We start from the raw sequence: 24,970 nt of genomic DNA, 5'->3' as shown, positions 1-24,970 counted from the left end.
TACTGCACGAGAGCCGAAGTCTAACCGTTTTGTGGAAGCGGCGCAGCTTAGGGCAAGCTTAGGCAGGCTTCCACGGCCCGGAAGGATGTTACAAGATGTTTCAGCAGCGGGGAGACCGGCAGGCGGGAAGGATCCCGCCTGCGCTGGCGTCAATGCGCGGCTTCCAGCTTTGCCAGTTGCTTGTCCGTCATCGGTCCGGTGCCGCTGTACTTGTCGAGGTACAGGTAGATCACGGGCGTGATGTAGAGCGTGATCACCTGCGAGAAGATCAGGCCGCCCACGACGGCCAGGCCGAGCGGCTGGCGCAGCTCGGCGCCGGCGCCGATGCCCAGCGCGATCGGCAGCGCGCCCATCATCGCCGCCAGCGTCGTCATCAGGATCGGACGGAAGCGCAGGATGCAGGCCTCGCGGATCGCTTCCTGGGGCTTCAGGCCCTGGGTGCGCTGGGCGTCGAGTGCGAAGTCGATCATCATGATCGCGTTCTTCTTGACGATACCGATCAGCATCAGGATGCCGATCATCGCGATCAGGGTCAGGTCCATGTCGAACAGCCACAAGGTGAGCAGCGCGCCCACCGCCGCCGACGGCAGGCCGGCCAGGATGGTGAGCGGGTGGATGTAGCTCTCGTACAGCACGCCCAGCAGCACGTAGATCACGCCGATCGCGGCGATGATCAGGATCAGCTGGCTCGACTGGGTGTCCTTGAACACCGCCGCGTCGCCGCCGTAGTTGGTGATGATCGAGGCCGGCAGCTTCATGTCGCGGCCCATCTGCTCGATGGCGGCGGTGGCGTCGCCCAGCGGCACGTTCGGTGCCAGGTTGAACGACAGCGTGATCGCCTGCAGCTGGCCCTGGTGGTTGACCGCCAGCGGGCCCACGGTGCGCTTGACGGTGGCGAAGCTCGACAGCTTGACCAGGTCGCCGGTCTTGGCGCGCACCGACACCCGCGACAGCGCCTCGTCGTAGTAGCGGTCGCTCGGGGCTGCTTCAAGGATCACATAGTAGCTGGCCGCCGTCGAATAGATCGTCGAGACCTGGCGTTCGCCGAAGGAGGCGTACAGCACGGTACGGATGTCGGCCATTTCCACGCCCAGCAGCGCGGCCTTGTCGCGGTCGATGTCGATGGTGGCCTGCAGCGCCTTGTTCTGCGAATCGCTGGTGACGTCGCGGAAGCGCTGGTCCTGGCGCATGCGCTCCAGGAACTGCTCGGCCCAGCCGCCGATCTCGCCGCCCGACACGCTCTGCAGCGTGTACTGGTAGCGGCTCTTCGACTGGCGTCCGCCCAGCTGCAGGTTCTGCACCGGCGACAGGAACACCTGCACCCCGGCCACCGCACGGGTGGCCTTGCGCAGCGCGTCCACGACCTCCGGCATCGGCGGGCGCTCGCTGCGCGGTTTCAACACCAGGAACATGCGGCCCGTATTGCCGCCGCCGCTGAACGAGGTGACGTCCTTCACGTGCGGATTGGCGCGCACGATGTCCACCACCTGCGCCTGCAGCTGCATCAGCTTGAACGAAGACGTGTCTTCGGACGCTTCCACCATCACCCGCAGCTGGCCGATGTCTTCTTCTGGGAAGAAACCTTTCGGCATGGTCGAGTACAGCACGACGGTCAGGACCACGGTGCCGAGCGCCAGCATCAGCACCACGAAGCGGTGGCGCAGCGCCATGTCCAGGGTGCGCGCATAGCCGTCGCGCACATTGGTGAACATGGCTTCGAAGCGGCGGCCGATCCAGGACATTTCCTTCGGATCGACGTGGCCGCCATGCTTGATCAGGCGCGAGCACAGCATCGGCACCAGGGTCAGCGAGACCACCGCCGAGACCAGCACCGCGAGGCCGACGATCACGGCGAATTCGCGGAACAGCAGGCCGATCACGCCCGGCATGAAGAAGATCGGGATGAACACGGCCACCAGCGAGATCGAGATCGAGATGATGGTGAAGCCCATCTCGCGCGAGCCGACCAGCGCGGCCTGCATCGGCTTCTTGCCCATCTCCATGTGGCGCACGATGTTTTCCAGCACCACGATGGCGTCGTCGACCACCAGGCCCACCGCCAGCGTGATGCCGAGCAGCGAGATGTTGTCGAGGCTGTAGCCGAAGGCATACAGCAGCGACAGCGCGCCCAGCAGCGAGATCGGCACCGTCACCGCCGGGATGAAGGTGGCCGTGAGGCGGTGCAGGAACAGGAAGATCACCAGGATCACCAGCACGATGGTGCCGGCAAGGGTCAGGTTGACGTCGTGGATCGCTTCGCGGATCGAATCCGAGCGGTCGTTCACCAGGTGGATCTTGATCGACTGCGGTAGCTGGGTCTCGAAGCGCGGCATCAGTTCGCGCACGGCGTCGACCACCTGCACGGTGTTGGCATTGGGCTGGCGCTGCACCATCAGCACGATCGAGCGCTCGCCGTTCAGGCTGCCGGTAGCCTTGACCGACTGGTAGCTGTCTTCCACCTCGGCGATGTCGCGCAGGCGCACCGGCAGGCCGTCGCGGGTAGCGACGATCAGGCCGGCGAAGTCGGCGGCGCGCATCAGCTGGCCGCCGCCCTGGATGGTCAGGCTCTGGCTCGGGCCGTCCAGGATGCCGAGCGGCGTGATCGAATTGGCGGAGCGCAGCGCGGCGGCCAGCTCGGTCATCGAGATGTTACGCGCGCTCATCAGGTCGTGCCTGGCGCGTACCCGCACGGCGAAGCGCTTGCCGCCGTTGACCGTCACCTGGGCGATGCCGGGCAGGGTCGAGATCGCCGGAGAGACCAGGTTTTCCGCGTAATCGTTCAGCTCCGACAAGTCCATCGACGGCGAGGTCATGTGCATGAACAGGATCGGGGAGTCGGCCGGATTGATCTTGCGATAGGACGGCAGGTCGGTCATTTCCTGCGGCAGCTGGCGCTGCACCTGCAGCAGCGCGGCCTGCACGTCCACGGCGGCCTGGTTGACGTCGATCGATTCGTCGAACTCGAGCGTCAGCGAGGTGTTGCCCTGCGTGTTCGTCGAGCTGATCATCTTGATGCCGGCGATGGTCGCGAACTGCTTTTCCAGCGGCAGCGCGACCGACGAGGCCATGTTTTCCGGGCTGGCGCCGGCCAGGTTGGCGTTGACGTTGATGACCGGCGTGTTATAGCTCGGCAGCGCCGCCACCGGGATGTGCATGTAGGCCAGCACGCCGACCAGCACCAGGGCCAGCGACAGCAGGACCACCATCACGGGACGGCGGATACACAGTTCCGACAGGTTCATGCCTTGTCACCTTTTTGTGCCGATGCGGGCGCGCCCTGGGCCCTGGCGCCGGCCGCCGGCGCGCCGGCCGGACGCACCTTGCCGCCCGGACGCAGGTTCTGCTTGCCCTCGGTGATGACCTTTTCGCTGCCCTGCAGGCCGGTGACGGCAGCATACTCGCCGAAGCCGTGCAGGCGCGCCACCTTGACCTGGCGCGCCTCGTTGCCCTCGCCCACCACGTACACGAAGGTGCCATTGGTGGCGGTGATGATCGCGCTTTGCGGGATCACGACGGCATCGCGGATGGTCTGCACGGTGATGCGGGTGCTGACGTACTGGCCCGGCCACAGCGCGCTCTGCGGATTGGCGAACTGGGCCTTCACGCGGATGGTGCCGGCAGCGGGATCGACCGCGTTGTCCACGAACTTCAGCTCGCCCGTGAGCGCCGCCGCGGCATCTCCGGCCCCGGTCGAGGCCTGCACCGCCACCTTGCCGGCGCGCTGGGCTGCCAGCACGGAACCGAGGGCGGACTCAGGCAGGGTGAAGGAAACGTCGATCGGGTCGAGCTGGGTGATGGTGGTCAGCGAGGTGGACGGCTGCACCAGGGCGCCCGGGTGGATGTCGATCGCGCCGACACGGCCCGACATCGGGGCGCGGATCGCGGTGTAGCTGGCGCTGACCTGGCTGGCGCGGGCGGCCGCCGCATTGCTCTGGACCAGGGCGCGCGCCGCTTCCACCTGGCTCTTCAGGGAATCGGTGGCGCTGCGCGACAGGAAGCCCTGGGCCGACAGTTCCTGGCTGCGCTTGTACTGGCGCTCGAGGTCGGCCAGGGTGGCGCGGTTCTGGGCCACCTGGGCCTCGGCGCGCGCGACGTTGGCGCGGTCGGCGCGGTCGTCCAGCGAGAACATGAGCTGGCCTTCCTTGACGAACTGGCCTTCGCGGATGTGCACCTGGCGGATGGTGGCGGTGGTCTGCGGGTGCAGGTCGACGGTGCGCACCGGAGTGACCGTGCCGTTCGCCGACAGTTCCACGCCCACGTCCTGGCGCTGCGGCGCCACCACGTTGACCGTGACTGGCGGCATGCCGCCCTTGCCCCCCGGCCCGCCTGGCCCGCCCTTGGCCTCGGCGTGGGCGCCCTCGTCCTTGTTCAGGTACCAGGCGCCGGCCACGGCCAGCGCCACGGCGCCCACGATCAACCCTGCATTCTTCTTTTTCATGTTCGTCCCTTGCCGCCCGTCCCGGCAGCTCTTTCTCGTGTTATCCGGCGCGCGGCAGGCCCGCGATTGCGGCGCTGCATTCTCGCACACCAGGGTTCATGACTTGTAGTCGGCGTTTTACTTGTTCGGATAGTACTCCGGCAGGACCAGCGTCACTTCCAGGCCGCCGTCGGGGTGGTTGGCCAGCGCGATGCTGCCGCCGTGCTGTTCGGCGATGTTGCGCGCGATGGTCAGGCCGAGGCCCGTGCCGCCCGATTCGCGCGAGCGCGACGTCTCGATCCGGTAGAACGGATCGAATACCCGTGCCTGCTCGCCGAGCGGAATACCCGGGCCGCTGTCGCGGATGCGCACGCGCGCCGCGCCGTTGATGCGTTCGACGCAGACCCGCGCTTCGCGGCCATACTTCACCGCGTTGTCGATCAGGTTGCCGAGGCAGCGGCGCAGGTCGAGCGGACGGCCCAGCAGGGCGATGCCGGCGCGCCCTTTCAGGTCCACCTGCTGGCCGGCATCGACCGCGTCGGCGCACACGGCTTCCAGCAGCGAATCGAGGTCCAGCATCTGCATGTTCTCGGTGGTGTCCATGCTGCGCGCCAGCACCAGGCCTTCGCGCACCATTTCCTGCATCGCCGACAGGTCGCCGATCAGGCGTTCCTGCAGTTCGGTATCGGCCACCTTTTCCAGGCGCAGGCGCATGCGGGTCAGCGGCGTCTGCAGGTCGTGGGTGATTGCCGCCAGCATCTGGGTGCGCTGCAGGATGTACTGGCGGATGCGCGCCTGCATCGCATTGAAGGCCGCGCTGGCCTGGCGGATCTCGCTGGCGCCATTCAGCTCGAGCGGAGGGCGGTTGATGTCCTGGCCCAGGTCCTGGGCGGCGCGCGCCAGCACCTTCAACGGCCGCGTGGTCATGCGCGCCACCACATAGGCCAGGGCCGCGATGCTGAGCAGGAACAGGCCGATGGTGGTGCGATAGTCGGTTTCCGGACCGGTGAAGACCGAGCGCGGCGGCAGCACCGACAGGCGCAGCTCCTCGCCGTCGCGCAGGCGCACGTTCAGGGTTTCGCAGGCGCCCTTCCACTGGGTGCGGATCAGGCCATACAGGACGGTCTGCTGGTGCGGCATGTCGCAGGAAGCGGGGCGGCCGGACGCCGAGCTGATGCGGTAGCCGTCACCGAGGCGCGCCGCCAGCGAGCGCGCGAACCAGCTTTGCCCGTGGGCCAGTGGCTGCGGCGTACCGACTTCCAGGCGCAGGCCGGGGCGATTGGCCACCGACAGGTAGACCGAGCGCGCCGAGGTCGGCACGATCTCGGTCGCCATCACGAGTTGCTCGGCCCGTTCGAGGAGGTGCTGGTCGCGCTGCTGTTCGATGACGCGCTGGCGTTCCAGGTCGGCGGCCAGCTGGGTCAGTGTCGCAGAGATCAGGATACCGAGCAGCAGCGTGACGAACACGCGCCCGGTCATCGATCCGAAAAAAGCTTTCACGCAGGCGGCTCCACGGTCACCTGGCCGGCCAGCACGTAGCCGCCGTTGCGCACGGTCTTGATGATCTGCGGCATGCGCGCGTCCTCGCCCAGCTTCTGGCGCAGGCGCGAGATCTGGATGTCGATCGAGCGGTCGAATGGATCGGCGTCGCGGCCCTGGGTGAGATTGAGCAGCTGGTCGCGGTTGAGCACGCGGTTCGGATGTTCGAGGAACACGCGCAGCAGCCGGAACTCGGCGCCCGAGAGCATGATGACCACGCCCTGCGGGTTGACCAGGTGGCGCGCGGTCAGGTCCAGGGTCCAGCCCGAGAAGCGCATCTGCTGCACGTTCTCCGTCGGCGCATTGGACGGCATCGCGTGCGAGCGGCGCAGTACGCTGCGGATGCGCGCCAGCAGCTCGCGCGGCTCGAAGGGTTTCGGCAGGTAGTCGTCGGCGCCCATCTCGAGGCCGAGGATGCGGTCGAGCGGCTCGTTGCGGGCGGTCAGCATGATCACCGGCAGGCTCGAGGTGGCGCGCAGCTTGCGGCACAGGGTCAGGCCGTCGTCGCCCGGCATGTTCAGGTCGAGCACGATCAGGTCGGGACGCGCGTCGTCGAGCGCCTTCCACATGCCGGTGCCGTCGGCGGCCGCGATGGTGCGGTAGCCGTTCGATTCCAGGTAATCGGCGAGCAGGGAACGGATGTCGCGGTCGTCGTCGACGATCAAAATCGTAGAGGGATTGTCCATAGCCTCAATTATCCGCATCTATTGCAGGCTTGGACAACGGTTTTGTATCGGCTTGTATATGCCGATAGGGGCGAAACATATTGATACAAAGTGTCTGGCAGGGGAAATCCCGTGGTTACACTTGGGCGCGATGATGGGAACCGTGCAGCGAGCAGTCCGGATGCAAAGTGCACACCAAGCCGACTTCTCACTAAAGGAATACACAATGAACACCGTCCACAAACACATCGTGATCGCCCTGGCCGCCTTCGGCATCGCCGGCGCATCGCTCGGCGTGCAGGCCCAGACCACTGCCCCGCTTGACGGCCGCCAGGGCCATGCCGTCATTAAGGAGCAGCGCCAGGCCATGCGCGCCGAATTCCTCAAGCTCACCCCCGAGCAGCGCCAGGCGAAGATGGCCGAGTTCCGCGCCAAGCGCCTCGAGCAGCGCGCCGCGCGCCAGGCAAAGCTGGCCGAGTCGCTGAAACTGACGCCGGCCCAGCAGCCGGTATGGCAGGCGTTTGTCGCCAGCACCACGCCGCAGCAGGGTGAACGCGCCGGCCAGCGCCTGACCAGGGAACAGCGCGCCGCCCTTAGTGCCCCGCAGCGCCTGGAACGCCGCATCGCCCTGCAGAAGCAGCGTACCGCCCGCATGGAAGCGCGCCTGTCGGCCCTGAACAGCCTGTACGCAGCCCTCACGCCGGAACAGCGCAAGCTGTTCGACGAGCAGCAGCAGCGCCGCGGTGGCCGTCACCATGGCGGCCACGGCAAGATGATGCGCGGCTAAGCGGCCCCGGAATGCAAAAAACGCCCGCAAGGGCGTTTTCTCGTAGGGTGGGCGAGTCCCTCGCCCACGCGTTCAGCTCACGGCAGCTTAGCCAGTGAACGCAAGAACTTCCCCGGATCCTGGTAGCCGATCACCCGGCTATCCACGATCTCTTTCCCGTCCGCCCCGAACAGGATGATTCCTGGCGGCCCGAACAGCCCGAAGCGCTTCAGCATCGCCTTGTCCGCGGCATCGTTGGCGGTGACATCGACCTGCAGCAGGATCGTATTCGCCAGCTTCGCCTGCACCGCCGGATCGACGAAGGTCAGCTTTTCCATCTCCTTGCAGGACACGCACCAGTCCGCATAAAAATCGAGCATCACGGTCTGGCCACCGGCATTCGCCAGCTCCCGGTCCAGGTCCTGCACCGTCTTGATGCGCTTGAATGCCAGCCCCCCGTGCGCCTCGCCGGTCAGGTGCGCCAGCGGCGCCAGCGCATCGCGCCCGCCCGTGGCCGCCCCCACCAGCTGCACACCGCCCAGCAGCGCGAACGCGGCGCCCGCCGCCAGTGCGCCCCAGTGCCGGTGGCGGCGCAGCAGATAGGCCCCGTAGCCGAGCAGCAGCGCCGACCAGCCCAGCATTTGCACCAGGGACGGCAGTACCGGCGACACCAGCCACAGGGCCATGGCCAGCATCAGGACGCCGAACAGGCGCTTCACCGACTCCATCCAGGCACCCGCGCGCGGCAGCAGCGCACCGGCCGAGACCCCGACCAGCAGCAGCGGGATGCTCATCCCGACCGCCATCGCGAACAGGGCCGCGCCGCCGATCACCACGTCGCGGGTCTGGCTGATGTAGACCAGGGCGCCGGCCAGCGGCGCAGCCACGCAGGGACCGACGATCAGGGCCGAGATCGCGCCCATCGCGAATACGCCGGCCAGCTTGCCACCGGACTGGCGGCCGGACGCCTGCGCCAGGCGCGTCTGCAGCGCAGCCGGCAGCTGCAGTTCATAGACACCGAACATCGACAGGGCCATCGCCACGATCAGCAGGCCGAAGGCGCCCAGCACCCAGGGGTTCTGCAGGGCCGCGGCCAGGCCTTCGCCGGCCAGGCCGGCGGCCACGCCCAGCGCCGTGTACACGATGGCCATGCCGAGGGAATAGGTGGCCGACAGCAGGAAGCCGCGCGCACGCCCCGCCTGCCTGCCCTCGCCCACGATGATCGAGGACAGGATCGGCACCATCGGCAGCACGCAGGGCGTGAAGGCCAGGCCCAGGCCGAGCAGGACGAAAGCGGGAACGATCGCCAGCAGGCGCCCGCCGGCCAGGATCCCGGCGATGCCGGCCAGGTCTGACTGCGGGGCCGGGCCGGCAGCGGGCGCCGCCGCCATGGCTGCCACCCCGGCTGGTGCCGCTCCTGCTGCCGGCGCCTGCGCAGGCATGGGCGGCGCCATGTCCAGCGCCGCTGCGGTGCCGAGCGGCGCATCCGGAAGCTGGGCCGCATTCACGCCGGTCGGCAGGGCGGGCACTGCGCCCGCACCGGTGCCGCTCGTCAGCTGCGCGCTGTGCTCCTGCGGCGGATAGCACAGGCCGGCATCGGCGCAGCCCTGGCTGCTGGCGCTCAGGGTGAACGGACCGGCGCCCTCGACCGGGATGCGGATCAGGAGCTCGCCCTTGTGGGTCTCGACCTCCTTGCCGAAGGTCTCGTCGAACTTTACCGTGCCTGTCGGGATCTCGGCCGCGCCCAGCTTCGCGCCCTGCGCGCGGAAGGCGAAGCGCTCGCGATACATGTAGTAGCCGTCGGCGATCTGGTAGCGCAGCTCGACCGTCTGCGGATCGGCCATGCGTGCGCTGAAGCGGAAAGCGATGGCCGGGTCGAGGAAGTCCTGCTCGGCCGCACGCAGCGGGCCGGCTTGCAGCATTGCAAAAGCGGTGAGGAACAGGAGGCAGGCCTGCCACAGGCGGCGGACGTTGGTCAGGATCATGGTGTAGGACGAAGTTTGGTGCCGGCGGGAATGGTACACCGGTACGGCCAAGCTGTCTGTTACAGCCCGAAAATGGTAGCGCCCTTCTGGTGCCGCCGCGATGGCTGGCGGACCGCCTCAGGCCCGGGTGCCGGCCGCGCGCGGCTGTTGCGCGTCCTGGTATTCGTTCTTCAGGGCGCGGTAGATCGCATCGAGCTCTTCGATCTGGCGCGACTGCTCGTGCAGGTTTTCCTTGCCCTCGAAGGCATGACGGGCGCTCCCGGCAAGCAGCCGGATCGCAGCGACCCACCTGCTCCAGGAAGGCAGCGCCGCCAGGCGCCCGCCATGCACCCGGTCGAACTGTTCGACCAGGTAGAACATGGAACGGTCTTCCGTCATCAGGTGCTTGCCATCGCCTGCGACAAAGATCGCGAAGGGCGCGATCATCTGCCCGGAAATCACGGGGTCGATGCTCTTGCGCTGTCCGAAGCCGAGCCGCGCCATCACCCACTGGTCGATCCCGATCACGCCCATGGTCGGATCGACGGGCAGCCAGCTGCTTGAAGTCTCGTCATACACCTCCAGCCAGCGATGGTCGTTGTGGCGGGCGCCGAACAGGGAATAGCGCGCGCCCTTTTCCCTGACCATCTGGCCGGCCTGCTGCTGGCGTTCGGCGTTCGGGGTGGCCAGGTTGATTTCGGCGATCGAACGGGTCTTGATGCCCAGGGCCTTGACGATCTCGACATACACGAGCGCCAGGTCGTAGCAGTTGCCACCGCCCCGCTCCAGGATTTCCTTGACGCTGCGGCGCTGGTAGTCGGTTGCCTTCCATTCGAGGCGGTTGCTGACCCAGTCGAGCAGCGTGACGGCTTTCTGGTAATCGGTCTGGTCGCTGGCGGTGATCTGCTCGCCCAGCATCTTGAGGTCGAGGTTTGCGATGTCGATCTTTTCCGCGAGATGGGCGCGATGCGATTGGGCATGGCCATGCAGGGGCTGCATGGCAAGTAACAGCAGAAAGATGAGTTTTTTCATGGATACCGGATGTGCTTCGTGAGAACAAGCGCTGACGCGGGATGCGGGCAAGTCAGCCGAAAACGTTGCTTGTCAGCACTGCCGACTATCGCATGAAAATATTGCCGGGTCAGCTACACCTTTTGCAGAGGCGCCCCGGCCGCGCACCACGCGGACGAAAAAAAACCAGGCACGAAGCCTGGTTTTTTTCAGTCGTCGCCAGAAGCGATTACTCGGCGGTCGGTGCTTCTTCAGCCGAGGTGACTTCCGGACGGTCCAGCAGTTCGACGTAGGCCATCGGCGCATTGTCGCCCACGCGGAAACCCATTTTCAGGATGCGCAGGTAGCCGCCGTTGCGGTTGGCGTAACGCGGGCCGAGTTCGGCGAACAGCTTCTGCACCATTTCGCGGTCGCGCAGGCGGGCGAATGCCAGGCGCTTGTTGGCCAGGGTGTCGGTCTTGCCCAGGGTCAGGATCGGCTCGATGACGCGACGCAGTTCCTTGGCTTTCGGCACGGTGGTCTTGATGGCTTCATGACGCAGCAGCGAGACGGTCATGTTGCGCAGCATTGCCAGGCGGTGGGACGAGGTACGGTTCAGTTTACGGAGGCCGTGACGGTGACGCATGGTACTTCCTTTCGAGTGTTTAATGTCCAGTTCTTCGATCGTTCATGCTTGCGCATGTCCGCGGACCGGTTCTAGGGGTTTAAAACTGCCCGGACAACATTATCCGGGCAGGTACAACAATTACTTTTCGAGACCAGCCGGCGGCCAGTTCTCGAGCTTCATGCCCAGGGTCAGGCCGCGCGAAGCCAGGACTTCCTTGATTTCGTTGAGCGACTTGCGGCCCAGGTTCGGCGTCTTGAGCAGTTCGTTTTCCGAACGCTGGATCAGGTCGCCGATGTAGTAGATGTTCTCGGCCTTCAGGCAGTTCGCCGAACGGACGGTCAGTTCCAGGTCGTCCACCGGACGCAGCAGGATCGGATCGACCAGCGGAGCACGCGACGGTGCTTCGGCGGCGGCTTCGGTGCCTTCCAGGGCGGCGAATACGTTCAGCTGGTCGACCAGCACGCGTGCCGACTGGCGGATCGCTTCTTCCGGGGTGATGACGCCGTTGGTCTCGATGTTGATGATCAGCTTGTCCAGGTCGGTACGCTGTTCGACACGGGCCGATTCCACGGCGTAGGACACGCGGCGCACCGGCGAGAACGAAGCGTCCAGGATGATGCGGCCGATGGTCTTGTTGGTGTCTTCCGACAGGCGGCGCACGTTACCAGGAACGTAGCCACGGCCCTTCTCGACCTTGATCTGCATGTCCAGCTTGCCGCCGGCGGTCAGGTGAGCGATCACGTGATCCGGGTTGATCAGTTCCACGTCATGCGGCAGGTCGATGTCCGAAGCCAGCACGGCGCCTTCGCCTTCCTTCTTCAGGGTCAGGGTCACGGCATCGCGGTTGTGGACCTTGAACACCACGCCCTTCAGGTTCAGCAGCAGGTCGACGACGTCTTCCTGCACGCCATCCAGCGACGAGTACTCGTGCACGACACCGGCGATCGTCACTTCGGTCGGCGCGTAGCCGGTCATGGACGACAGCAGCACGCGGCGCAGCGCGTTGCCCAGGGTGTGGCCATAACCACGTTCGAACGGCTCCATCACGACTTTGGCGTGGCCGGCGCCGAGGGTTTCGACGTCGATGATACGTGGTTTCAACAGACTGTTTTGCATGAAATGTCCTTTTCAATACCCTCGGCTCGTTACACCGATAAGGCTGATGGCATTAGTAGAAAAGCCCACTTGCCGTTCGCGGCAAGCAGGCGGGTACGACTCGGATTCGGGGTTCTACCGGCAGGAAGCGGCGGCGCGCCGCCGGCTTCCTGCCGGTAAGGACGGCGGCGCCAGGGCGCCGCGATCCATTAACGCGAGTACAGTTCGACGATCAGCGCTTCGTTGACGTCGGCAGCGATCTCGTTACGTTCCGGGAACGAACGGAAGGTGCCTTCCATCTTCTTGCTGTCGACCGACACCCAGCTCGGCATGCCGACTTGTTCAGCCAGCGACAGGGCTTCCTGGATACGCACTTGCTTCTTGGCCTTTTCGCGCACAGCGATCACGTCGCCGGTCTTGACCTGGTACGAAGCGATGTTCACGACGTTGCCGTTCACGGTGAAGGCCTTGTGGCTCACCAGCTGGCGTGCCTCGGCGCGGGTCGAGCCGAAGCCCATGCGGTAGGCGACGTTGTCCAGGCGGGCTTCCAGCAGCTTCAGCAGGGTTTCGCCGGTGTTGCCCTTGCGGCGCGATGCTTCGGCGAAGTAGCGGCGGAACTGGCGCTCAAGCACGCCGTACATGCGCTTGACCTTCTGCTTTTCACGCAGCTGGTTGCCGTAGTCCGAGGTGCGGGCACCCGATTTGACGCCGTGCTGGCCTGGCTTGACGTCCAGCTTGCACTTCGAATCGAGCGAGCGGCGTGCGCTCTTCAGGAACAGGTCGGTGCCTTCACGGCGCGACAGTTTTGCTTTTGGTCCGATATAACGTGCCACGTTGAATCCTTAAAATAATAATCACGCCCCGGAGGCATCGCGAACGATGCGGCAGGCGCTAGTCCGCTTCTGCATGAGAGCGGACGTGGCTTGAAAAAACGCCCGCCGTGAAAACGGCAGACGACAAGAGCCGGGCAGTATAACCCAATTCAGGGCACTGCGCCGGCCAATCTCGTAAAACACAACGGGGCACAAGGCCCCGTCGTTGGCTTTTCGCGACGCAGGACGGCGTGAAACCGTCCTGCTTTCGCTCTGGCGCAATCGTATTAGATACGACGACGCTTCGGCGGACGGCAGCCGTTGTGCGGAACCGGGGTCACGTCCTGGATTTCGGTGATCTTGATGCCCAGGTTGTTCAGTGCACGCACAGCCGACTCACGGCCCGGGCCTGGGCCCTTGATACGCACTTCCAGGTTCTTCACGCCCGATTCCTGAGCGACCTTGCCTGCGGCTTCGGCAGCAACCTGCGCTGCGAACGGGGTCGATTTGCGCGAACCCTTGAAGCCGGCGCCGCCGGAGGTTGCCCACGACAGGGCATTGCCCTGGCGATCGGTGATCGTGATGATGGTGTTGTTGAAGGACGCGTGCACGTGGGCGATGCCCTCGGCGACGTTCTTCTTGACTTTCTTGCGTGCGCGGGCTGCTGCTGCGGCTGCGCTGCTCTGTTGCTTGGCCATGGTCGGTTCCTAGATTATTTCTTGAGCGATTGAGCTGCCTTGCGCGGGCCCTTGCGGGTACGCGCATTGGTGCGGGTACGCTGACCGCGCACTGGCAGGCCCTTGCGGTGACGCATGCCGCGGTAGCAGCCCAGGTCCATCAGACGCTTGATGTTCATGGACAGTTCGCGGCGCAGGTCGCCTTCCACGACAAACTTCGCAACTTCGTCACGCAGCTTCTCGAGTTCGTTATCGTCGAGGTCCTTGACCTTCTTGTTGGTAGCGATGCCGGTCGAATCGCAGATCTTCTGCGAACGTGGGCGGCCAATACCGTAGATAGCCGTCAGGCCGATCACGGTGTGCTGATGATTTGGGATGTTAACCCCTGCAATACGTGCCATTCGTTATTCCTCGAAATTAACCTTGACGCTGCTTGTGACGCGGCTCGACGCAGATCACACGGACCACGCCCTTGCGCTTGATGATCTTGCAGTTGCGGCAGATCCGCTTGACTGAAGCGTTAACTTTCATTTTGCACTCTCTTCGGTTCGTTTACTTTAATGATTTTTACTTGGTGCGGAACACAATGCGGGCCCGGGACAGATCGTACGGGGTCAGTTCCACCGTTACCTTGTCACCCGGGAGAATGCGGATGTAATTCATCCGCATTTTACCCGAGATATGTCCCAGAACCACGTGCCCGTTTTCCAGCTTCACGCGAAATGTTGCGTTCGGGAGATTCTCGAGAATCTCCCCCTGCATTTGGATGACGTCGTCTTTTGCCATTCGGTCTATGCCTTCCCCGCTTAACGCGACGGAATCCCGCCCTTGAAGTTCGCCTTGCGCAGCAGCGAATCGTATTGCTGCGACATGACGTAGTTCTGCACTTGTGCCATGAAGTCCATCGTCACCACCACAACGATGAGGAGGGACGTGCCACCGAAGTAGAAGGGAACCTTCCACTGGGCGGTCAGGAACTCCGGCACCAGGCACACCAGGGTGATGTAGACCGCACCGACCAGGGTCAGGCGCATCAGGATCTTGTCGATGTAGCGTGCGGTCTGCTCACCCGGGCGGATGCCCGGAACAAACGCGCCGCTCTTCTTCAAGTTATCCGCCGTTTCCTTGCTGTTGAATACCAGCGCGGTATAGAAGAAGCAGAAGAACACGATCGCCACCGCATACAGCAACGCGTGGATCGGCTCGCCCGGTGCCATCGACGCTGCGAGGTCTTTCAGGAACCCGATAACCGGGCCACTGGAGTCCTTGCCGCGCGTGAACCAGTCGACGATCGTCGCCGGGAACAGGATGATCGACGATGCGAAGATCGGAGGAATCACGCCTGCCATGTTCAGCTTCAAGGGCAGGTGGCTGCTTTGGCCACCATAGATCTTGTTGCCGACCTGGCGTTTGGCGTAGTTGACCAGGATCTTGCGCTGGCCGCGTTCAACGAACACGACCGCGTAGGTCACTGCTGCCACCAGAAGAACGATGATGATCGCGGAGATACTGCTGATCGAACCGTTCGAGATCAGGGTGAACAGGCCACCCAGAGCCGACGGCAGACCTGCTGCGATACCGGCAAAAATGATGATCGAAATACCGTTGCCAAGACCACGCTCGGTAATCTGCTCGCCCAGCCACATGAGGAACATGGTGCCGGTCAGGAGCGTCACTACCGTGACGAAGCGGAAGCCCATGCCCGGATCGAGCACGAGGCCAGGCTGCGCTTCGAGCGCGACCGCGATGCCGAACGCCTGGAACAGCGCCAGTGCCACCGTGAAGTAACGGGTGTACTGGGTGATCTTGCGGCGGCCGGCCTCGCCCTCTTTCTTCAGCGCCTCGAGTTGCGGCGAGACGATCGATGCAAGCTGCATGATGATCGAAGCCGAAATGTAAGGCATGATGCCGAGGGCGAACACGGTAAAGCGGGACAGGGCGCCACCCGAGAACATGTTGAACATGCCCAGGATGCCGCCTTCGTTCTGCTTGAACAGCGCTGCCAGCTGCACCGGGTCAATCCCGGGGACCGGGATGTGAGCACCGATGCGGTACACGACCAATGCGCCAAGCAAAAACCACAGCCGACCCCAGGGGAAGCCGGAAGCGGCGCTTTTACCAAGTTGTGAATTAGTCGCCAATTTTTGCTCCGATCAGGCAGGGCCGCGATTAAGCGACCGAACCGCCAGCTGCTTCGATCGCCGCTTTCGCGCCGGCAGTTGCCTTCAGGCCCTTGAGGGTCACCGCTTTGGTGATCTCGCCCGACAGGATGACGCGCACATCGCGTGCCACCACCGGCAGGATGCCTGCTGCTTTGAGCACCAGGATGTCGATTTCGCCGACAGCCAGGTTGTTCAGGTCCGACAGACGCACTTCAGCCTTGAAGGTCGCGTTCAGCGACTTGAAGCCGCGCTTCGGCAGACGACGCTGCAGAGGCATCTGACCGCCTTCGAAGCCGACCTTGTGGAAGCCGCCCGAACGCGATTTCTGACCCTTGTGACCGCGGCCGGCAGTCTTGCCCAGGCCCGAGCCGATACCGCGGCCAACGCGACGCTTCGCGTGCTTGGCGCCGTCCGCTGGTTGAATGGTATTGAGTTCCATTGATTTCTCCGTACGTAAGCCCGAGGGCTTACGAAACAACTTTAACGAGGTACGCGACTTTGTTGATCATGCCACGCACAGCTGGGGTGTCCTGCAGCTCGGAGACCGAGTTGACACGACGCAGACCCAGGCCGCGCACGGTGGCACGGTGATCCTGACGGGTACCGATCAGGCCCTTGACGAGCTTGACTTTGACAGTGTTTGCCATGTGTGTTCCCCTTAACCCAGGATGTCTTCAACCGACTTGCCGCGCTTGGCAGCGATGTCGGATGCGGTGCTCATTTTCGACAGGCCGTCGAGGGTTGCGCGCACCAGGTTGTACGGGTTCGACGAACCGGTCGACTTGGCGACCACGTCGGTCACGCCCATCACCTCGAAGATAGCGCGCATTGCGCCACCAGCGATCACGCCGGTACCCGGCTTGGCCGGCGACATCATGACGCGCGAGGCGCCGTGACGACCGGTCACGGTGTGGTGCAGCGTACCGTTCTTGAGGGGCACCTTGATCAGGTTGCGGCGGGCTTCTTCCATCGCTTTTTGCACGCCGACTGGAACTTCCTTCGACTTGCCTTTACCCATGCCGATGCGGCCATCGCCGTCACCGACAACGGTCAGCGCTGCAAAACCCATGATACGACCACCCTTGACCACTTTGGTCACGCGGTTGATCGCGATCATTTTTTCGCGCATGCCATCATCCGGCTTGTCGCTTTGCATTTTCGCTTGCATTTTTGCCATGACGATTCTTCCTTAGAACTTCAGACCGGCTTCGCGGGCAGCTTCTGCCAGCGCTTTGACACGGCCGTGGTAACGGAAACCCGAACGGTCGAAAGCGACCTCGGTGATCCCTGCTTTCAGTGCCTTCTCGGCGACGCGCTTGCCGACCAGGGCAGCAGCGGCAGCGTTGCCGCCGGCGCCAGTCTTGCCAGCCAGTTCGGCGCGCACTTCTGCTTCCAGCGTCGAAGCCGACACCAGCACCTTTGCGTCCGGGCTGATCAGGTTCGCATAGATGTGCAGGTTGGTGCGGTGAACCGACAGACGGTTCACGCCAAGCTGGGCGATCTTGATGCGGGTTTGACGTCCGCGACGCAGACGCGATTGTTTCTTGTCCATGTCAGCTCCGATTATTTCTTCTTGGTTTCTTTAAGCTTCACCACTTCGTCCGAATAACGGACGCCCTTGCCCTTGTAAGGCTCAGGAGCGCGGTAAGCACGCACTTCAGCGGCAACCTGGCCGACCTTCTGGCGATCGATACCCTTGATGAGGATTTCGGTCGGGGTCGGGGTCACTGCGGTGACGCCTTCCGGCATCGCGTGCAGCACCGGGTGCGAGAAGCCCAGCGACAGGTTCAGGGCGTTGCCCTGCACTGCTGCCTTGTAGCCCACGCCGACCAGGTTCAGCTTCTTCTCGAAGCCCTTGGTGACGCCGGTAACCATGTTGTTGACCAGGGCGCGCAGGGTGCCCGACATGGCGTTCGATTCACGCGAATCGTCCACCACGTCGAAAGTCAGCGTGCCATTGTTGTTTTCCACTTTGACCAGGCCGTTCAGCGGCTGGGTCAGGGTGCCGAGCGGGCCCTTGACGGTGATCGACGACGCGTTGATCGCGACATCGGTACCTGCCGGGACGGCGATTGGCATCTTAGCTACTCGAGACATGTCTACTCCTTAAGCCACGTAGCACAGCACTTCGCCACCGACGCCGGTAGCACGTGCCTTGCGGTCAGTCATCACGCCTTGCGGAGTCGAAACGATTGCCACGCCCAGGCCGTTCATGACCGACGGGATTTCGTTCTTGCCCTTGTAGACGCGCAGGCCAGGACGGGACACGCGCTCGATGCGCTCGATGACCGGACGGCCGGTGTAATACTTCAAACCGATTTTCAGTTCCGACTTGCCACCTTCGGTGGACACGGCGAAATCTTCGATGTAACCCTCGTCCTTCAGGACGTTGGCAATGGCAACCTTGACTTTCGACGACGGCATTGCGACCGTGGTTTTCGAAACAGTTTGTGCGTTGCGAATGCGGGTCAGCATATCGGCGATAGGATCGCTCATACTCATTGCTTATTCTCCTATTACCAGCTGGCTTTGGTCATACCCGGGATTTCGCCTTTCATGGCGAATTCGCGGACTTTGGTGCGGGCAAGACCGAATTTACGGAAAGTGCCACGTGGGCGGCCGGTCATGGCGCAGCGGTTACGCTGGCGGGTCGGGGCCGAGTTGCGCGGCAGGGCCTGCAGTTTCAGGCGTGCTTCGTAACGCTCTTCTTCCGACTTCGACTGGTCGTTGATGATCGCTTTCAGAGCTGCACGCTTTGCGGCGAATTTCTCCACCAGGTCTGCACGCTTCTGTTCGCGGTTAATCAGTGCAAGTTTTGCCATGCTCTTAGTTCCTGAACGGGAATTTGAAGGCGGCGAGCAGCGCTTTGGCTTCTTCGTCGGTCTTAGCGGTGGTCGTGATCGAGATGTTCATGCCACGCAGCGCATCGATCTTGTCGTAGTCGATTTCAGGGAAAATGATCTGTTCCTTGACACCGATGTTGTAGTTGCCACGACCGTCGAACGATTTGCCATTGACACCGCGGAAGTCACGCACGCGCGGCAGTGCCACGGTGATGAAGCGGTCCAGGAATTCGTACATGCGGTTGCCACGCAGGGTGACCATGGTACCGATCGGGTAGCCTTCGCGGATCTTGAAACCTGCGATTGCCTTGCGCGCCTTGGTGACGACCGGCTTCTGGCCGGCGATCTTGGTCAGGTCGCCAGTGGCGTGCTCGATGATCTTCTTGTCAGCGACTGCTTCCGACAGACCCATGTTCAGGGTGATCTTGGTCAGGCGCGGGACTTCCATGATCGACTTGTAACCGAATTTCTCGGTCAGCTCGGCGACGACTTTGTCTTTGTAAATTTGTTGGAGACGGGCCATTGTTCTTACCCCTTCACTACTTCGCCGTTCGACTTGAAGACGCGGACTTTTTTACCGTCCTGGTCTTTGAAGCCAACGCGATCTGCCTTGCCGGTCGCAGCATTGAACAGCGCGACGTTCGACACGTGAATCGGCATAGTCTTGTCGACGATACCACCAGTAACACCGGTCATCGGGTTCGGCTTGGTCGCTTTCTTAGCGACGTTGACGCCTTCAACGATGACGTGTTCAGCGTCTACACGCTTCTGAACGACGCCACGCTTGCCCTTGTCCTTACCGGCCAGAACGATGACTTCGTCGTTTTTACGAATTTTATCCATGTCGAATCCTTACAGAACTTCAGGTGCCAGCGACACGATCTTCATGAACTTCTCGGTACGCAGTTCGCGCGTGACCGGTCCAAAGATACGGGTGCCGATCGGCTCCAGCTTGGCGTTCAGCAGGACGGCGGCATTGCCGTCGAACTTGACCAGGGAACCGTCCTGGCGGCGCACACCTTTAGCGGTACGCACAACCACGGCGTTGTAAATTTCGCCCTTCTTGACGCGACCACGCGGCGCAGCCACCTTGACGGTGACCTTGATGATGTCGCCAATGCTCGCATAACGGCGCTTCGAGCCGCCCAACACCTTGATGCACAGAACTTCCTTGGCACCGGTGTTGTCGGCTACTTCGAGCCGGCTTTCGGTTTGAATCATGATATTTTCTTTCCCAACTTAAGCCGTAGAAAACCCCACGGAAACCGTGGGCCTGCGGTCAGTCTTGGTCCCGCCATGACGCCCCTGCTGGAGCCCCATGTTTGGGTGATGGACTTTCCATTCGTTACAGGCCGCAGGACCGCGGAGGAATACTGCGGCAACACATGAACGAAGCCCGCTAGTATCACAGATACCAGCGGGCCACGCAAGACAAATTTTTAGGCTTTAGATGACCTGTGCTTGCTGCACAACACGGGTCACGGTCCAGGCCTTCGTCTTCGAGATCGGGCGACCTTCCGTGATCTCGACCGTGTCACCGGCCTTGACTTGGTTGGTCTCGTCGTGCGCGTGATACTTGTTCGAACGCACGATGATCTTGCCGTACAGCGGGTGCTTCACGTGACGCTCGATCAGGACGGTCACCGTCTTGTCCATTTTGTCGGACACGACCTTGCCGACCAGCGTACGCTTCAGCGCCGTTTTAGTGGTGTCGTTCATTTGGCTTCCTTCGAGTTCATCACAGTCTTCACACGCGCGATGTCGCGACGTACTTTCTTGAGCTGCGCGGTATTGCCCAGCTGCTGGGTAGCGATTTGCATGCGCAGGCCGAACTGGGCCTTCAGCAGCTCATTCAGCTCCTTCTGCAGCGCTTCCTGGTCCTTGCCGCGGAGTTCCGATGCTTTCATATTCAACTCCTGTTATTGGCCGACTTGACGGACCACGAACGTGGTCGCCAGCGGCAGTTTGGCAGCGGCCAGGCGGAACGCTTCGCGCGCCAGTTCTTCTGCGACGCCATCCATCTCGTACAGGACTTTGCCTGGCTGGATTTCAGCGACGTAGTATTCCGGGTTACCCTTACCGTTACCCATACGGACTTCAGCCGGCTTGTTCGAGATCGGCTTGTCCGGGAAGATACGGATCCAGATACGGCCGCCACGCTTGATGTGACGGGTCATGGCGCGACGCGCCGCTTCGATCTGGCGTGCGGTGATACGGCCGCGGGCAACTGCCTTCAGGCCGAACTCGCCGAACGAGACCGCGGTGCCGCGGGTGTGCGAAATGCCGGTGTTACGGCCTTTCTGCTCTTTACGATACTTCCTGCGCGATGGTTGCAGCATGCTTATTCTCCTGCTTTCTCAGCTGGCGCAGCGGCGGCCGGAGCGGCAGGCTTGACAGCCGGACGTGCACGGACGGTAGGTGCTGCATTACCAGGACGGCCGGCGCCAGCCGGACGTGGGCCGCGCGACGGCTTGCCGTCGTCGCGACGCGGGCCGCGTGGCTTCTTCTCATCCGGCGGGGTGTCGATGACTGGGGCTTCGCCGGTGACCGAACGGTCGCCCTTGTAGACCCAGACCTTGACGCCGATGATGCCGTAGGTGGTCGATGCTTCGCTGGTGCCGTAGTCGATATCGGCGCGCAGGGTGTGCAGAGGCACACGGCCTTCGCGGTACCATTCGGTACGTGCGATCTCGATGCCGTTCAGGCGGCCCGACGACATGATCTTGATGCCGACCGCGCCCAGGCGCATGGCGTTCTGCATCGCGCGCTTCATGGCGCGGCGGAACATGATGCGCTTTTCGAGCTGCTGGGCGATCGAATCGGCGATCAGCTGCGAGTCGATTTCCGGCTTGCGGATCTCTTCGATATTGACGTGCACAGGCACGCCCATGATCTTCGCCAGCGACGACTTCAGCACTTCGATGTCTTCGCCCTTCTTGCCGATCACGACGCCAGGACGCGACGAGTAGATCGTGAAGCGCGCGTTCTTGGCAGGACGCTCGATGACGACGCGGCCGACCGAAGCGTTCTTCAGCTTCTTCTTCAGGAAAGCGCGAGCTTCCAGGTCTTCCTTCAGCATCTCGGCGAAGTTGCCGTTGCCAGCGTACCAGCGCGACGCCCAGTTACGGGTGACCGCCAGGCGGAAGCCGGTTGGGTGGATTTTCTGACCCATCGTGTGACCCCTTAGTTACCGACAGTCACGTAGATGTGACAGGATTGTTTCGAAATACGATCGCCGCGGCCCTTCGCACGTGCGGTGAAGCGCTTCAGGATCGGGCCCTTTTCAACGTAGATCTGCACGACCTTCAGTTCGTCGATGTCGGCGCCATCGTTGTGTTCCGCGTTGGCGATTGCCGACTCGAGAACCTTCTTGATGATGGTCGCGCCCTTCTTCGGGCTGAACTGCAGAATGTTGAGTGCTGCGTCAACTTTCTTGCCGCGGATCAGGTCAGCCACCAGGCGGCCCTTTTGTTCCGACAGGCGAACGCCTTTGAGGATTGCTTTAGTTTCCATTATCGTTTCGCCTTCTTGTCAGCAGCGTGGCCCTTGAACGTACGGGTCAGCGCGAATTCGCCGAGCTTGTGGCCGACCATGTTCTCCGACACGTACACCGGCACGTGGACCTTGCCGTTGTGCACGGCGATGGTCAGACCGATGAAGTCAGGAGTGATCGTCGAGCGGCGCGACCAGGTTTTGACTGGCTTCTTGTCTTTGGTCGCTTGCGCGGCTTCGACTTTCTTCACCAGGTGGGCGTCAATGAACGGCCCTTTTTTCAATGAACGAGTCATGTTTTATCCCTTATTTCTTGCCGCGGCGCGAGACGATCATCGACGAAGTGCGCTTGTTCGAACGCGTCTTCTTGCCCTTGGTCTGCTGGCCCCATGGCGACACCGGGTGACGACCCGCTGCCGTACGGCCTTCACCACCACCGTGCGGGTGGTCGATCGGGTTCATGACGACACCGCGGACGGTCGGACGCACACCGCGCCAACGCATCGCACCGGCTTTACCGATCTTGCGCAGGCTGTGTTCGGCGTTGCCGACTTCACCCACGGTTGCACGGCACTCGATGTGCACGCGACGGACTTCACCCGAGCGCAGGCGAACTTGGGCGTAGGTGCCTTCGCGGGCCATCAGGACGACAGCGGCGCCGGCGGTGCGGGCCATCTGTGCGCCTTTGCCAGGCAGCATTTCGACGCAGTGCATCACGGTACCAACCGGGATGTTGCGGATCGGCAGGCAGTTACCGGCCTTGATCGGTGCTTCCGAACCGTTCATCAGGGTATCGCCGACAGCGACGCCCTTCGGAGCGATGATGTACGCACGGGCGCCGTCCGCGTAGCACAGCAGAGCGATGTGCGCGGTACGGTTCGGGTCGTATTCGATACGCTCGACCTTGGCAGGGATACCATCCTTCTGGCGCTTGAAGTCGACCAGACGGTAGTGCTGCTTGTGGCCACCGCCGATGTGGCGGGTGGTGATGTGACCGTTGTTGTTACGGCCAGCAGTCTTCGATTTCTTCTCAACCAGGGCTGCGAACGGACGGCCTTTGTACAGGCCTTCGGTCACAACTTTCACCATGCCGCGACGGCCTGGGGAGGTTGGCTTCATCTTAACGAGTGCCATTATTTAGCCTCCTCGACAAAATTGATTTCCTGGCCCGGCTTGAGGGCCACGAAAGCGCGCTTGGTGTGGTTGCGGCGACCGGTGAAACGGCCCGAACGCTTGACCTTGCCTTCGCGGTTGACGGTTTGCACCGATTCCACTTCGACCTTGAACAGCAGTTCGACGGCAGCCTTGATTTCCGGCTTGGTTGCATCCGGCAGAACCTTGAACACGATCTGTTCGTTCTTTTCAGCGACGAAGGTCGCCTTTTCGGAAATAACCGGAGCCAGCAGCACCTTCATCAGGCGCTCTTCGCTGAATTTGATAGCGGTGCTCATGCGTACATCTCCTCGATCTTGGCCAGAGCAGCTTTGGTGACCAGGACTTTCTTGTAGAACACCAGCGACATCGGGTCAGCCGACTTCGGCTCGACGACGAGCACGTTCGGCAGGTTACGCGATGCCAGTTCCAGGTTTTCATCGATGGTGTCGGTGATCACCAGGACCGATTCCAGGCCCATGCCCTGCAGCTTTTGCGACAGCAGCTTGGTCTTCGGAGCTTCGATCGACAGGTTTTCGACAACGTTCAGACGGCCTTCGCGGGCCAGCTGCGAGAAGATCGAGCAGATACCTGCGCGGAACATCTTCTTGTTGACCTTGTGCGAGAAGTTCTCGTCCGGGGTGTTCGGGAAGATGCGACCACCGCCGCGCCACAGAGGCGACGACGACATACCAGCACGAGCGCGGCCGGTGCCCTTCTGGCGCCATGGCTTCTTCGTGGTGTGGCTGACTTCTTCACGGTCTTTCTGCTTGCGGTTGCCGCTGCGCGCGTTGGCGGCGTAGGCGACCACGATCTGGTGGATCAGGGCTTCGTTGTATTCGCGGCCGAACACGGTGTCGGCAGCTGCAACGCCGGCGCCAGCTTGACCTTGCTCATTCAGGAGCTGGAGTTCCATACTTAGGCTCCTTTCTTGGCTTTGGTTTTGACAGCCGGCTTGACGATCACCTGGCCGTTCTTGGCGCCAGGAACGGCACCCTTCACGAGCAGCAGCTGACGGTCAGCGTCGATGCGGGCGATTTCCAGGTTCTGGGTGGTGACGGTAACGTCGCCCATGTGACCGGTCATGCGCTTGCCTGGGAACACGCGGCCCGGATCCTGCGCCATACCGATGGAGCCAGGAACGTTGTGCGAACGCGAGTTACCGTGGGTCTGACGACCCGAGGCGAAGTTGTGACGCTTGATGGTACCGGCGTAGCCCTTACCGATCGAGGTGCCTTGCACGTCGATTTTCTGGCCCACTTCGAACATCGAAGCATTGATGGTGTCGCCGGCTTTGAGTTCAGCGGCTTTGGCGGAATCGATGATGAATTCACGCAGCATCGTGCCAGCTTCCACGCCAGCTTTGGCGTAGTGACCAGCAGCAGCCTTGTTCACGCGGGAAGCGCGACGCTGGCCGAAGACGACTTGCACAGCAGTGTAGCCGTCAGTTTCAGGGGTTTTGACTTGCGCAACACGGTTGTTGGACACGTCCAGCACGGTGACAGGGATCGAATCGCCGTCATCCGTGAAGATACGCATCATGCCAACCTTGCGACCGAGGAGGCCCAGGCTCATTTTTTCTCCATTCCCACCTACGATTGGGCGGGGCTAATTAGTACTACTAAAAAAGCATGGGCTGAAAAAGACGTGCCCATACCGAAGCCGGCTAGTATAGCGCGCAAACGGCAACGGCGCAACAGGATAAATTCGAGGTGACCTCGGCCTGTTGCGTTTTCCGCAGTAGCTGGAGAGAGCAAGGAATCTGACC

35 protein-coding genes are annotated in these 24,970 nt (G+C 62.7%); 1 reads left to right on the top strand and 34 read right to left on the bottom strand.

Features of this window, described 5'->3' with window-relative positions:
* Positions 1–149: 149 nt before the first annotated feature.
* The 4 genes from LE190_RS09140 to LE190_RS09125 all read right to left on the bottom strand — a co-directional run bounded on the left by LE190_RS09140 (position 150) and on the right by LE190_RS09125 (position 6,642).
* A complete protein-coding gene (locus tag LE190_RS09140; RefSeq protein ID WP_225238394.1) occupies positions 150–3,242 on the bottom strand; it encodes an efflux RND transporter permease subunit in 3,093 nt (1,030 codons plus the stop codon).
* Entirely contained in the window at positions 3,239–4,438 is a 1,200-nt protein-coding gene (locus LE190_RS09135) for an efflux RND transporter periplasmic adaptor subunit (protein WP_225238393.1), read from the bottom strand. The genes LE190_RS09140 and LE190_RS09135 overlap by 4 nt, the downstream gene beginning before the upstream one ends.
* Positions 4,439–4,555: 117 nt before the next feature.
* A complete protein-coding gene (locus tag LE190_RS09130) occupies positions 4,556–5,917 on the bottom strand; it encodes an ATP-binding protein (RefSeq protein WP_225238392.1) in 1,362 nt (453 codons plus the stop codon).
* On the bottom strand, positions 5,914–6,642 hold the full coding sequence (locus LE190_RS09125) for a response regulator (protein ID WP_225238391.1): 729 nt from the start codon (positions 6,640–6,642) through the stop codon (positions 5,914–5,916). Before LE190_RS09125 ends, LE190_RS09130 begins: the two co-directional genes overlap by 4 nt.
* 205 nt (positions 6,643–6,847) lie before the next feature.
* Between LE190_RS09125 and LE190_RS09120 the strand changes: the two genes are divergently transcribed.
* Positions 6,848–7,408 carry a Spy/CpxP family protein refolding chaperone gene (locus tag LE190_RS09120; RefSeq protein ID WP_225238390.1) on the top strand — a complete coding sequence of 187 codons (561 nt, stop codon included), beginning with the start codon at positions 6,848–6,850 and terminating at the stop codon, positions 7,406–7,408.
* A gap of 77 nt (positions 7,409–7,485) precedes the next feature.
* Here the strand turns inward: LE190_RS09120 and dsbD are convergent, their stop codons facing one another.
* The 30 genes from dsbD to rplC form a co-directional block, all read right to left on the bottom strand.
* Positions 7,486–9,372 (bottom strand): protein-disulfide reductase DsbD, encoded by a 1,887-nt coding sequence (gene dsbD, locus LE190_RS09115; protein WP_225238389.1) that lies wholly within the window; start codon positions 9,370–9,372, stop codon positions 7,486–7,488.
* 117 nt (positions 9,373–9,489) lie between these two features.
* The gene (locus tag LE190_RS09110) at positions 9,490–10,383 is read right to left on the bottom strand and encodes a transglutaminase-like domain-containing protein (protein WP_225238388.1); all 894 of its coding nucleotides are present in this window, start codon (positions 10,381–10,383) and stop codon (positions 9,490–9,492) included.
* Positions 10,384–10,591: 208 nt separating this feature from the next.
* Positions 10,592–10,987, bottom strand: a complete 396-nt coding sequence (gene rplQ / locus LE190_RS09105) for a 50S ribosomal protein L17 (protein ID WP_005663400.1) — start codon at positions 10,985–10,987, stop codon at positions 10,592–10,594.
* A gap of 120 nt (positions 10,988–11,107) precedes the next feature.
* Complete coding sequence (locus tag LE190_RS09100; RefSeq protein ID WP_224946787.1) at positions 11,108–12,085, bottom strand: DNA-directed RNA polymerase subunit alpha; 978 nt, start codon at positions 12,083–12,085, stop codon at positions 11,108–11,110.
* Between the two features lie 188 nt (positions 12,086–12,273).
* Positions 12,274–12,897 carry a 30S ribosomal protein S4 gene (gene rpsD, locus LE190_RS09095; RefSeq protein ID WP_224946786.1) on the bottom strand — a complete coding sequence of 208 codons (624 nt, stop codon included), beginning with the start codon at positions 12,895–12,897 and terminating at the stop codon, positions 12,274–12,276.
* A gap of 266 nt (positions 12,898–13,163) precedes the next feature.
* Positions 13,164–13,574, bottom strand: a complete 411-nt coding sequence (gene rpsK / locus LE190_RS09090) for a 30S ribosomal protein S11 (RefSeq protein ID WP_027867243.1) — start codon at positions 13,572–13,574, stop codon at positions 13,164–13,166.
* Positions 13,575–13,588: 14 nt separating this feature from the next.
* The gene (rpsM, locus tag LE190_RS09085) at positions 13,589–13,954 is read right to left on the bottom strand and encodes a 30S ribosomal protein S13 (RefSeq protein ID WP_027867244.1); all 366 of its coding nucleotides are present in this window, start codon (positions 13,952–13,954) and stop codon (positions 13,589–13,591) included.
* Positions 13,955–13,970: 16 nt separating this feature from the next.
* The gene (gene rpmJ / locus LE190_RS09080) at positions 13,971–14,084 is read right to left on the bottom strand and encodes a 50S ribosomal protein L36 (protein WP_005663407.1); all 114 of its coding nucleotides are present in this window, start codon (positions 14,082–14,084) and stop codon (positions 13,971–13,973) included.
* Between the two features lie 36 nt (positions 14,085–14,120).
* A complete protein-coding gene (infA, locus tag LE190_RS09075) occupies positions 14,121–14,339 on the bottom strand; it encodes a translation initiation factor IF-1 (protein ID WP_005663428.1) in 219 nt (72 codons plus the stop codon).
* A 20-nt stretch (positions 14,340–14,359) separates the two neighbouring features.
* Positions 14,360–15,694 carry a preprotein translocase subunit SecY gene (gene secY, locus LE190_RS09070; RefSeq protein ID WP_225238387.1) on the bottom strand — a complete coding sequence of 445 codons (1,335 nt, stop codon included), beginning with the start codon at positions 15,692–15,694 and terminating at the stop codon, positions 14,360–14,362.
* 28 nt (positions 15,695–15,722) lie between these two features.
* A complete protein-coding gene (gene rplO / locus LE190_RS09065) occupies positions 15,723–16,154 on the bottom strand; it encodes a 50S ribosomal protein L15 (protein WP_027867246.1) in 432 nt (143 codons plus the stop codon).
* 28 nt (positions 16,155–16,182) lie between these two features.
* A complete protein-coding gene (rpmD, locus tag LE190_RS09060) occupies positions 16,183–16,362 on the bottom strand; it encodes a 50S ribosomal protein L30 (protein WP_027867247.1) in 180 nt (59 codons plus the stop codon).
* A gap of 11 nt (positions 16,363–16,373) precedes the next feature.
* On the bottom strand, positions 16,374–16,892 hold the full coding sequence (gene rpsE, locus LE190_RS09055; protein WP_224946784.1) for a 30S ribosomal protein S5: 519 nt from the start codon (positions 16,890–16,892) through the stop codon (positions 16,374–16,376).
* Positions 16,893–16,904: 12 nt separating this feature from the next.
* The gene (gene rplR, locus LE190_RS09050) at positions 16,905–17,267 is read right to left on the bottom strand and encodes a 50S ribosomal protein L18 (protein WP_005663438.1); all 363 of its coding nucleotides are present in this window, start codon (positions 17,265–17,267) and stop codon (positions 16,905–16,907) included.
* An 11-nt stretch (positions 17,268–17,278) separates the two neighbouring features.
* On the bottom strand, positions 17,279–17,812 hold the full coding sequence (rplF, locus tag LE190_RS09045; protein WP_224946783.1) for a 50S ribosomal protein L6: 534 nt from the start codon (positions 17,810–17,812) through the stop codon (positions 17,279–17,281).
* Between the two features lie 9 nt (positions 17,813–17,821).
* Positions 17,822–18,217 carry a 30S ribosomal protein S8 gene (rpsH, locus tag LE190_RS09040; protein ID WP_224946782.1) on the bottom strand — a complete coding sequence of 132 codons (396 nt, stop codon included), beginning with the start codon at positions 18,215–18,217 and terminating at the stop codon, positions 17,822–17,824.
* A 14-nt stretch (positions 18,218–18,231) separates the two neighbouring features.
* Positions 18,232–18,537 carry a 30S ribosomal protein S14 gene (rpsN, locus tag LE190_RS09035; RefSeq protein ID WP_159698324.1) on the bottom strand — a complete coding sequence of 102 codons (306 nt, stop codon included), beginning with the start codon at positions 18,535–18,537 and terminating at the stop codon, positions 18,232–18,234.
* Positions 18,538–18,541: 4 nt separating this feature from the next.
* Positions 18,542–19,081, bottom strand: coding sequence for a 50S ribosomal protein L5 (gene rplE, locus LE190_RS09030; protein ID WP_224946781.1), 540 nt, complete (start codon positions 19,079–19,081; stop codon positions 18,542–18,544).
* A 5-nt stretch (positions 19,082–19,086) separates the two neighbouring features.
* Positions 19,087–19,401 carry a 50S ribosomal protein L24 gene (rplX, locus tag LE190_RS09025; protein ID WP_027867252.1) on the bottom strand — a complete coding sequence of 105 codons (315 nt, stop codon included), beginning with the start codon at positions 19,399–19,401 and terminating at the stop codon, positions 19,087–19,089.
* Positions 19,402–19,410: 9 nt separating this feature from the next.
* Entirely contained in the window at positions 19,411–19,779 is a 369-nt protein-coding gene (gene rplN, locus LE190_RS09020; protein ID WP_005663451.1) for a 50S ribosomal protein L14, read from the bottom strand.
* 225 nt (positions 19,780–20,004) lie between these two features.
* On the bottom strand, positions 20,005–20,277 hold the full coding sequence (gene rpsQ, locus LE190_RS09015) for a 30S ribosomal protein S17 (protein ID WP_036246286.1): 273 nt from the start codon (positions 20,275–20,277) through the stop codon (positions 20,005–20,007).
* A complete protein-coding gene (rpmC, locus tag LE190_RS09010) occupies positions 20,274–20,465 on the bottom strand; it encodes a 50S ribosomal protein L29 (protein ID WP_027867254.1) in 192 nt (63 codons plus the stop codon). The genes rpsQ and rpmC overlap by 4 nt, the downstream gene beginning before the upstream one ends.
* Positions 20,466–20,477: 12 nt before the next feature.
* Entirely contained in the window at positions 20,478–20,897 is a 420-nt protein-coding gene (rplP, locus tag LE190_RS09005) for a 50S ribosomal protein L16 (RefSeq protein WP_005663456.1), read from the bottom strand.
* 2 nt (positions 20,898–20,899) lie between these two features.
* Entirely contained in the window at positions 20,900–21,730 is an 831-nt protein-coding gene (gene rpsC, locus LE190_RS09000; protein WP_225238386.1) for a 30S ribosomal protein S3, read from the bottom strand.
* Positions 21,731–21,741: 11 nt separating this feature from the next.
* Positions 21,742–22,074: a 50S ribosomal protein L22 gene (gene rplV, locus LE190_RS08995; protein WP_171085678.1), complete on the bottom strand. Its 333-nt coding sequence runs from the start codon at positions 22,072–22,074 to the stop codon at positions 21,742–21,744.
* On the bottom strand, positions 22,071–22,346 hold the full coding sequence (gene rpsS / locus LE190_RS08990) for a 30S ribosomal protein S19 (protein WP_005663463.1): 276 nt from the start codon (positions 22,344–22,346) through the stop codon (positions 22,071–22,073). Before rpsS ends, rplV begins: the two co-directional genes overlap by 4 nt.
* Before the next feature lie 10 nt (positions 22,347–22,356).
* A complete protein-coding gene (gene rplB, locus LE190_RS08985) occupies positions 22,357–23,184 on the bottom strand; it encodes a 50S ribosomal protein L2 (protein WP_225238385.1) in 828 nt (275 codons plus the stop codon).
* Positions 23,184–23,501: a 50S ribosomal protein L23 gene (gene rplW / locus LE190_RS08980; protein WP_027867259.1), complete on the bottom strand. Its 318-nt coding sequence runs from the start codon at positions 23,499–23,501 to the stop codon at positions 23,184–23,186. The genes rplB and rplW overlap by 1 nt, the downstream gene beginning before the upstream one ends.
* Positions 23,498–24,118, bottom strand: a complete 621-nt coding sequence (gene rplD / locus LE190_RS08975) for a 50S ribosomal protein L4 (RefSeq protein WP_036208965.1) — start codon at positions 24,116–24,118, stop codon at positions 23,498–23,500. The genes rplW and rplD overlap by 4 nt, the downstream gene beginning before the upstream one ends.
* 2 nt (positions 24,119–24,120) lie before the next feature.
* Positions 24,121–24,777 carry a 50S ribosomal protein L3 gene (rplC, locus tag LE190_RS08970; RefSeq protein ID WP_159698345.1) on the bottom strand — a complete coding sequence of 219 codons (657 nt, stop codon included), beginning with the start codon at positions 24,775–24,777 and terminating at the stop codon, positions 24,121–24,123.
* Between the last annotated feature and the right edge of the window lie 193 nt (positions 24,778–24,970).

It is taken from the genome of Massilia hydrophila (genome assembly GCF_020208145.1).
GTDB lineage: Bacteria > Pseudomonadota > Gammaproteobacteria > Burkholderiales > Burkholderiaceae_D > Telluria > Telluria hydrophila.
Note: the sequence above shows the minus strand (reverse complement) of the source record. Positions and strands in the feature narration are given on the sequence as shown.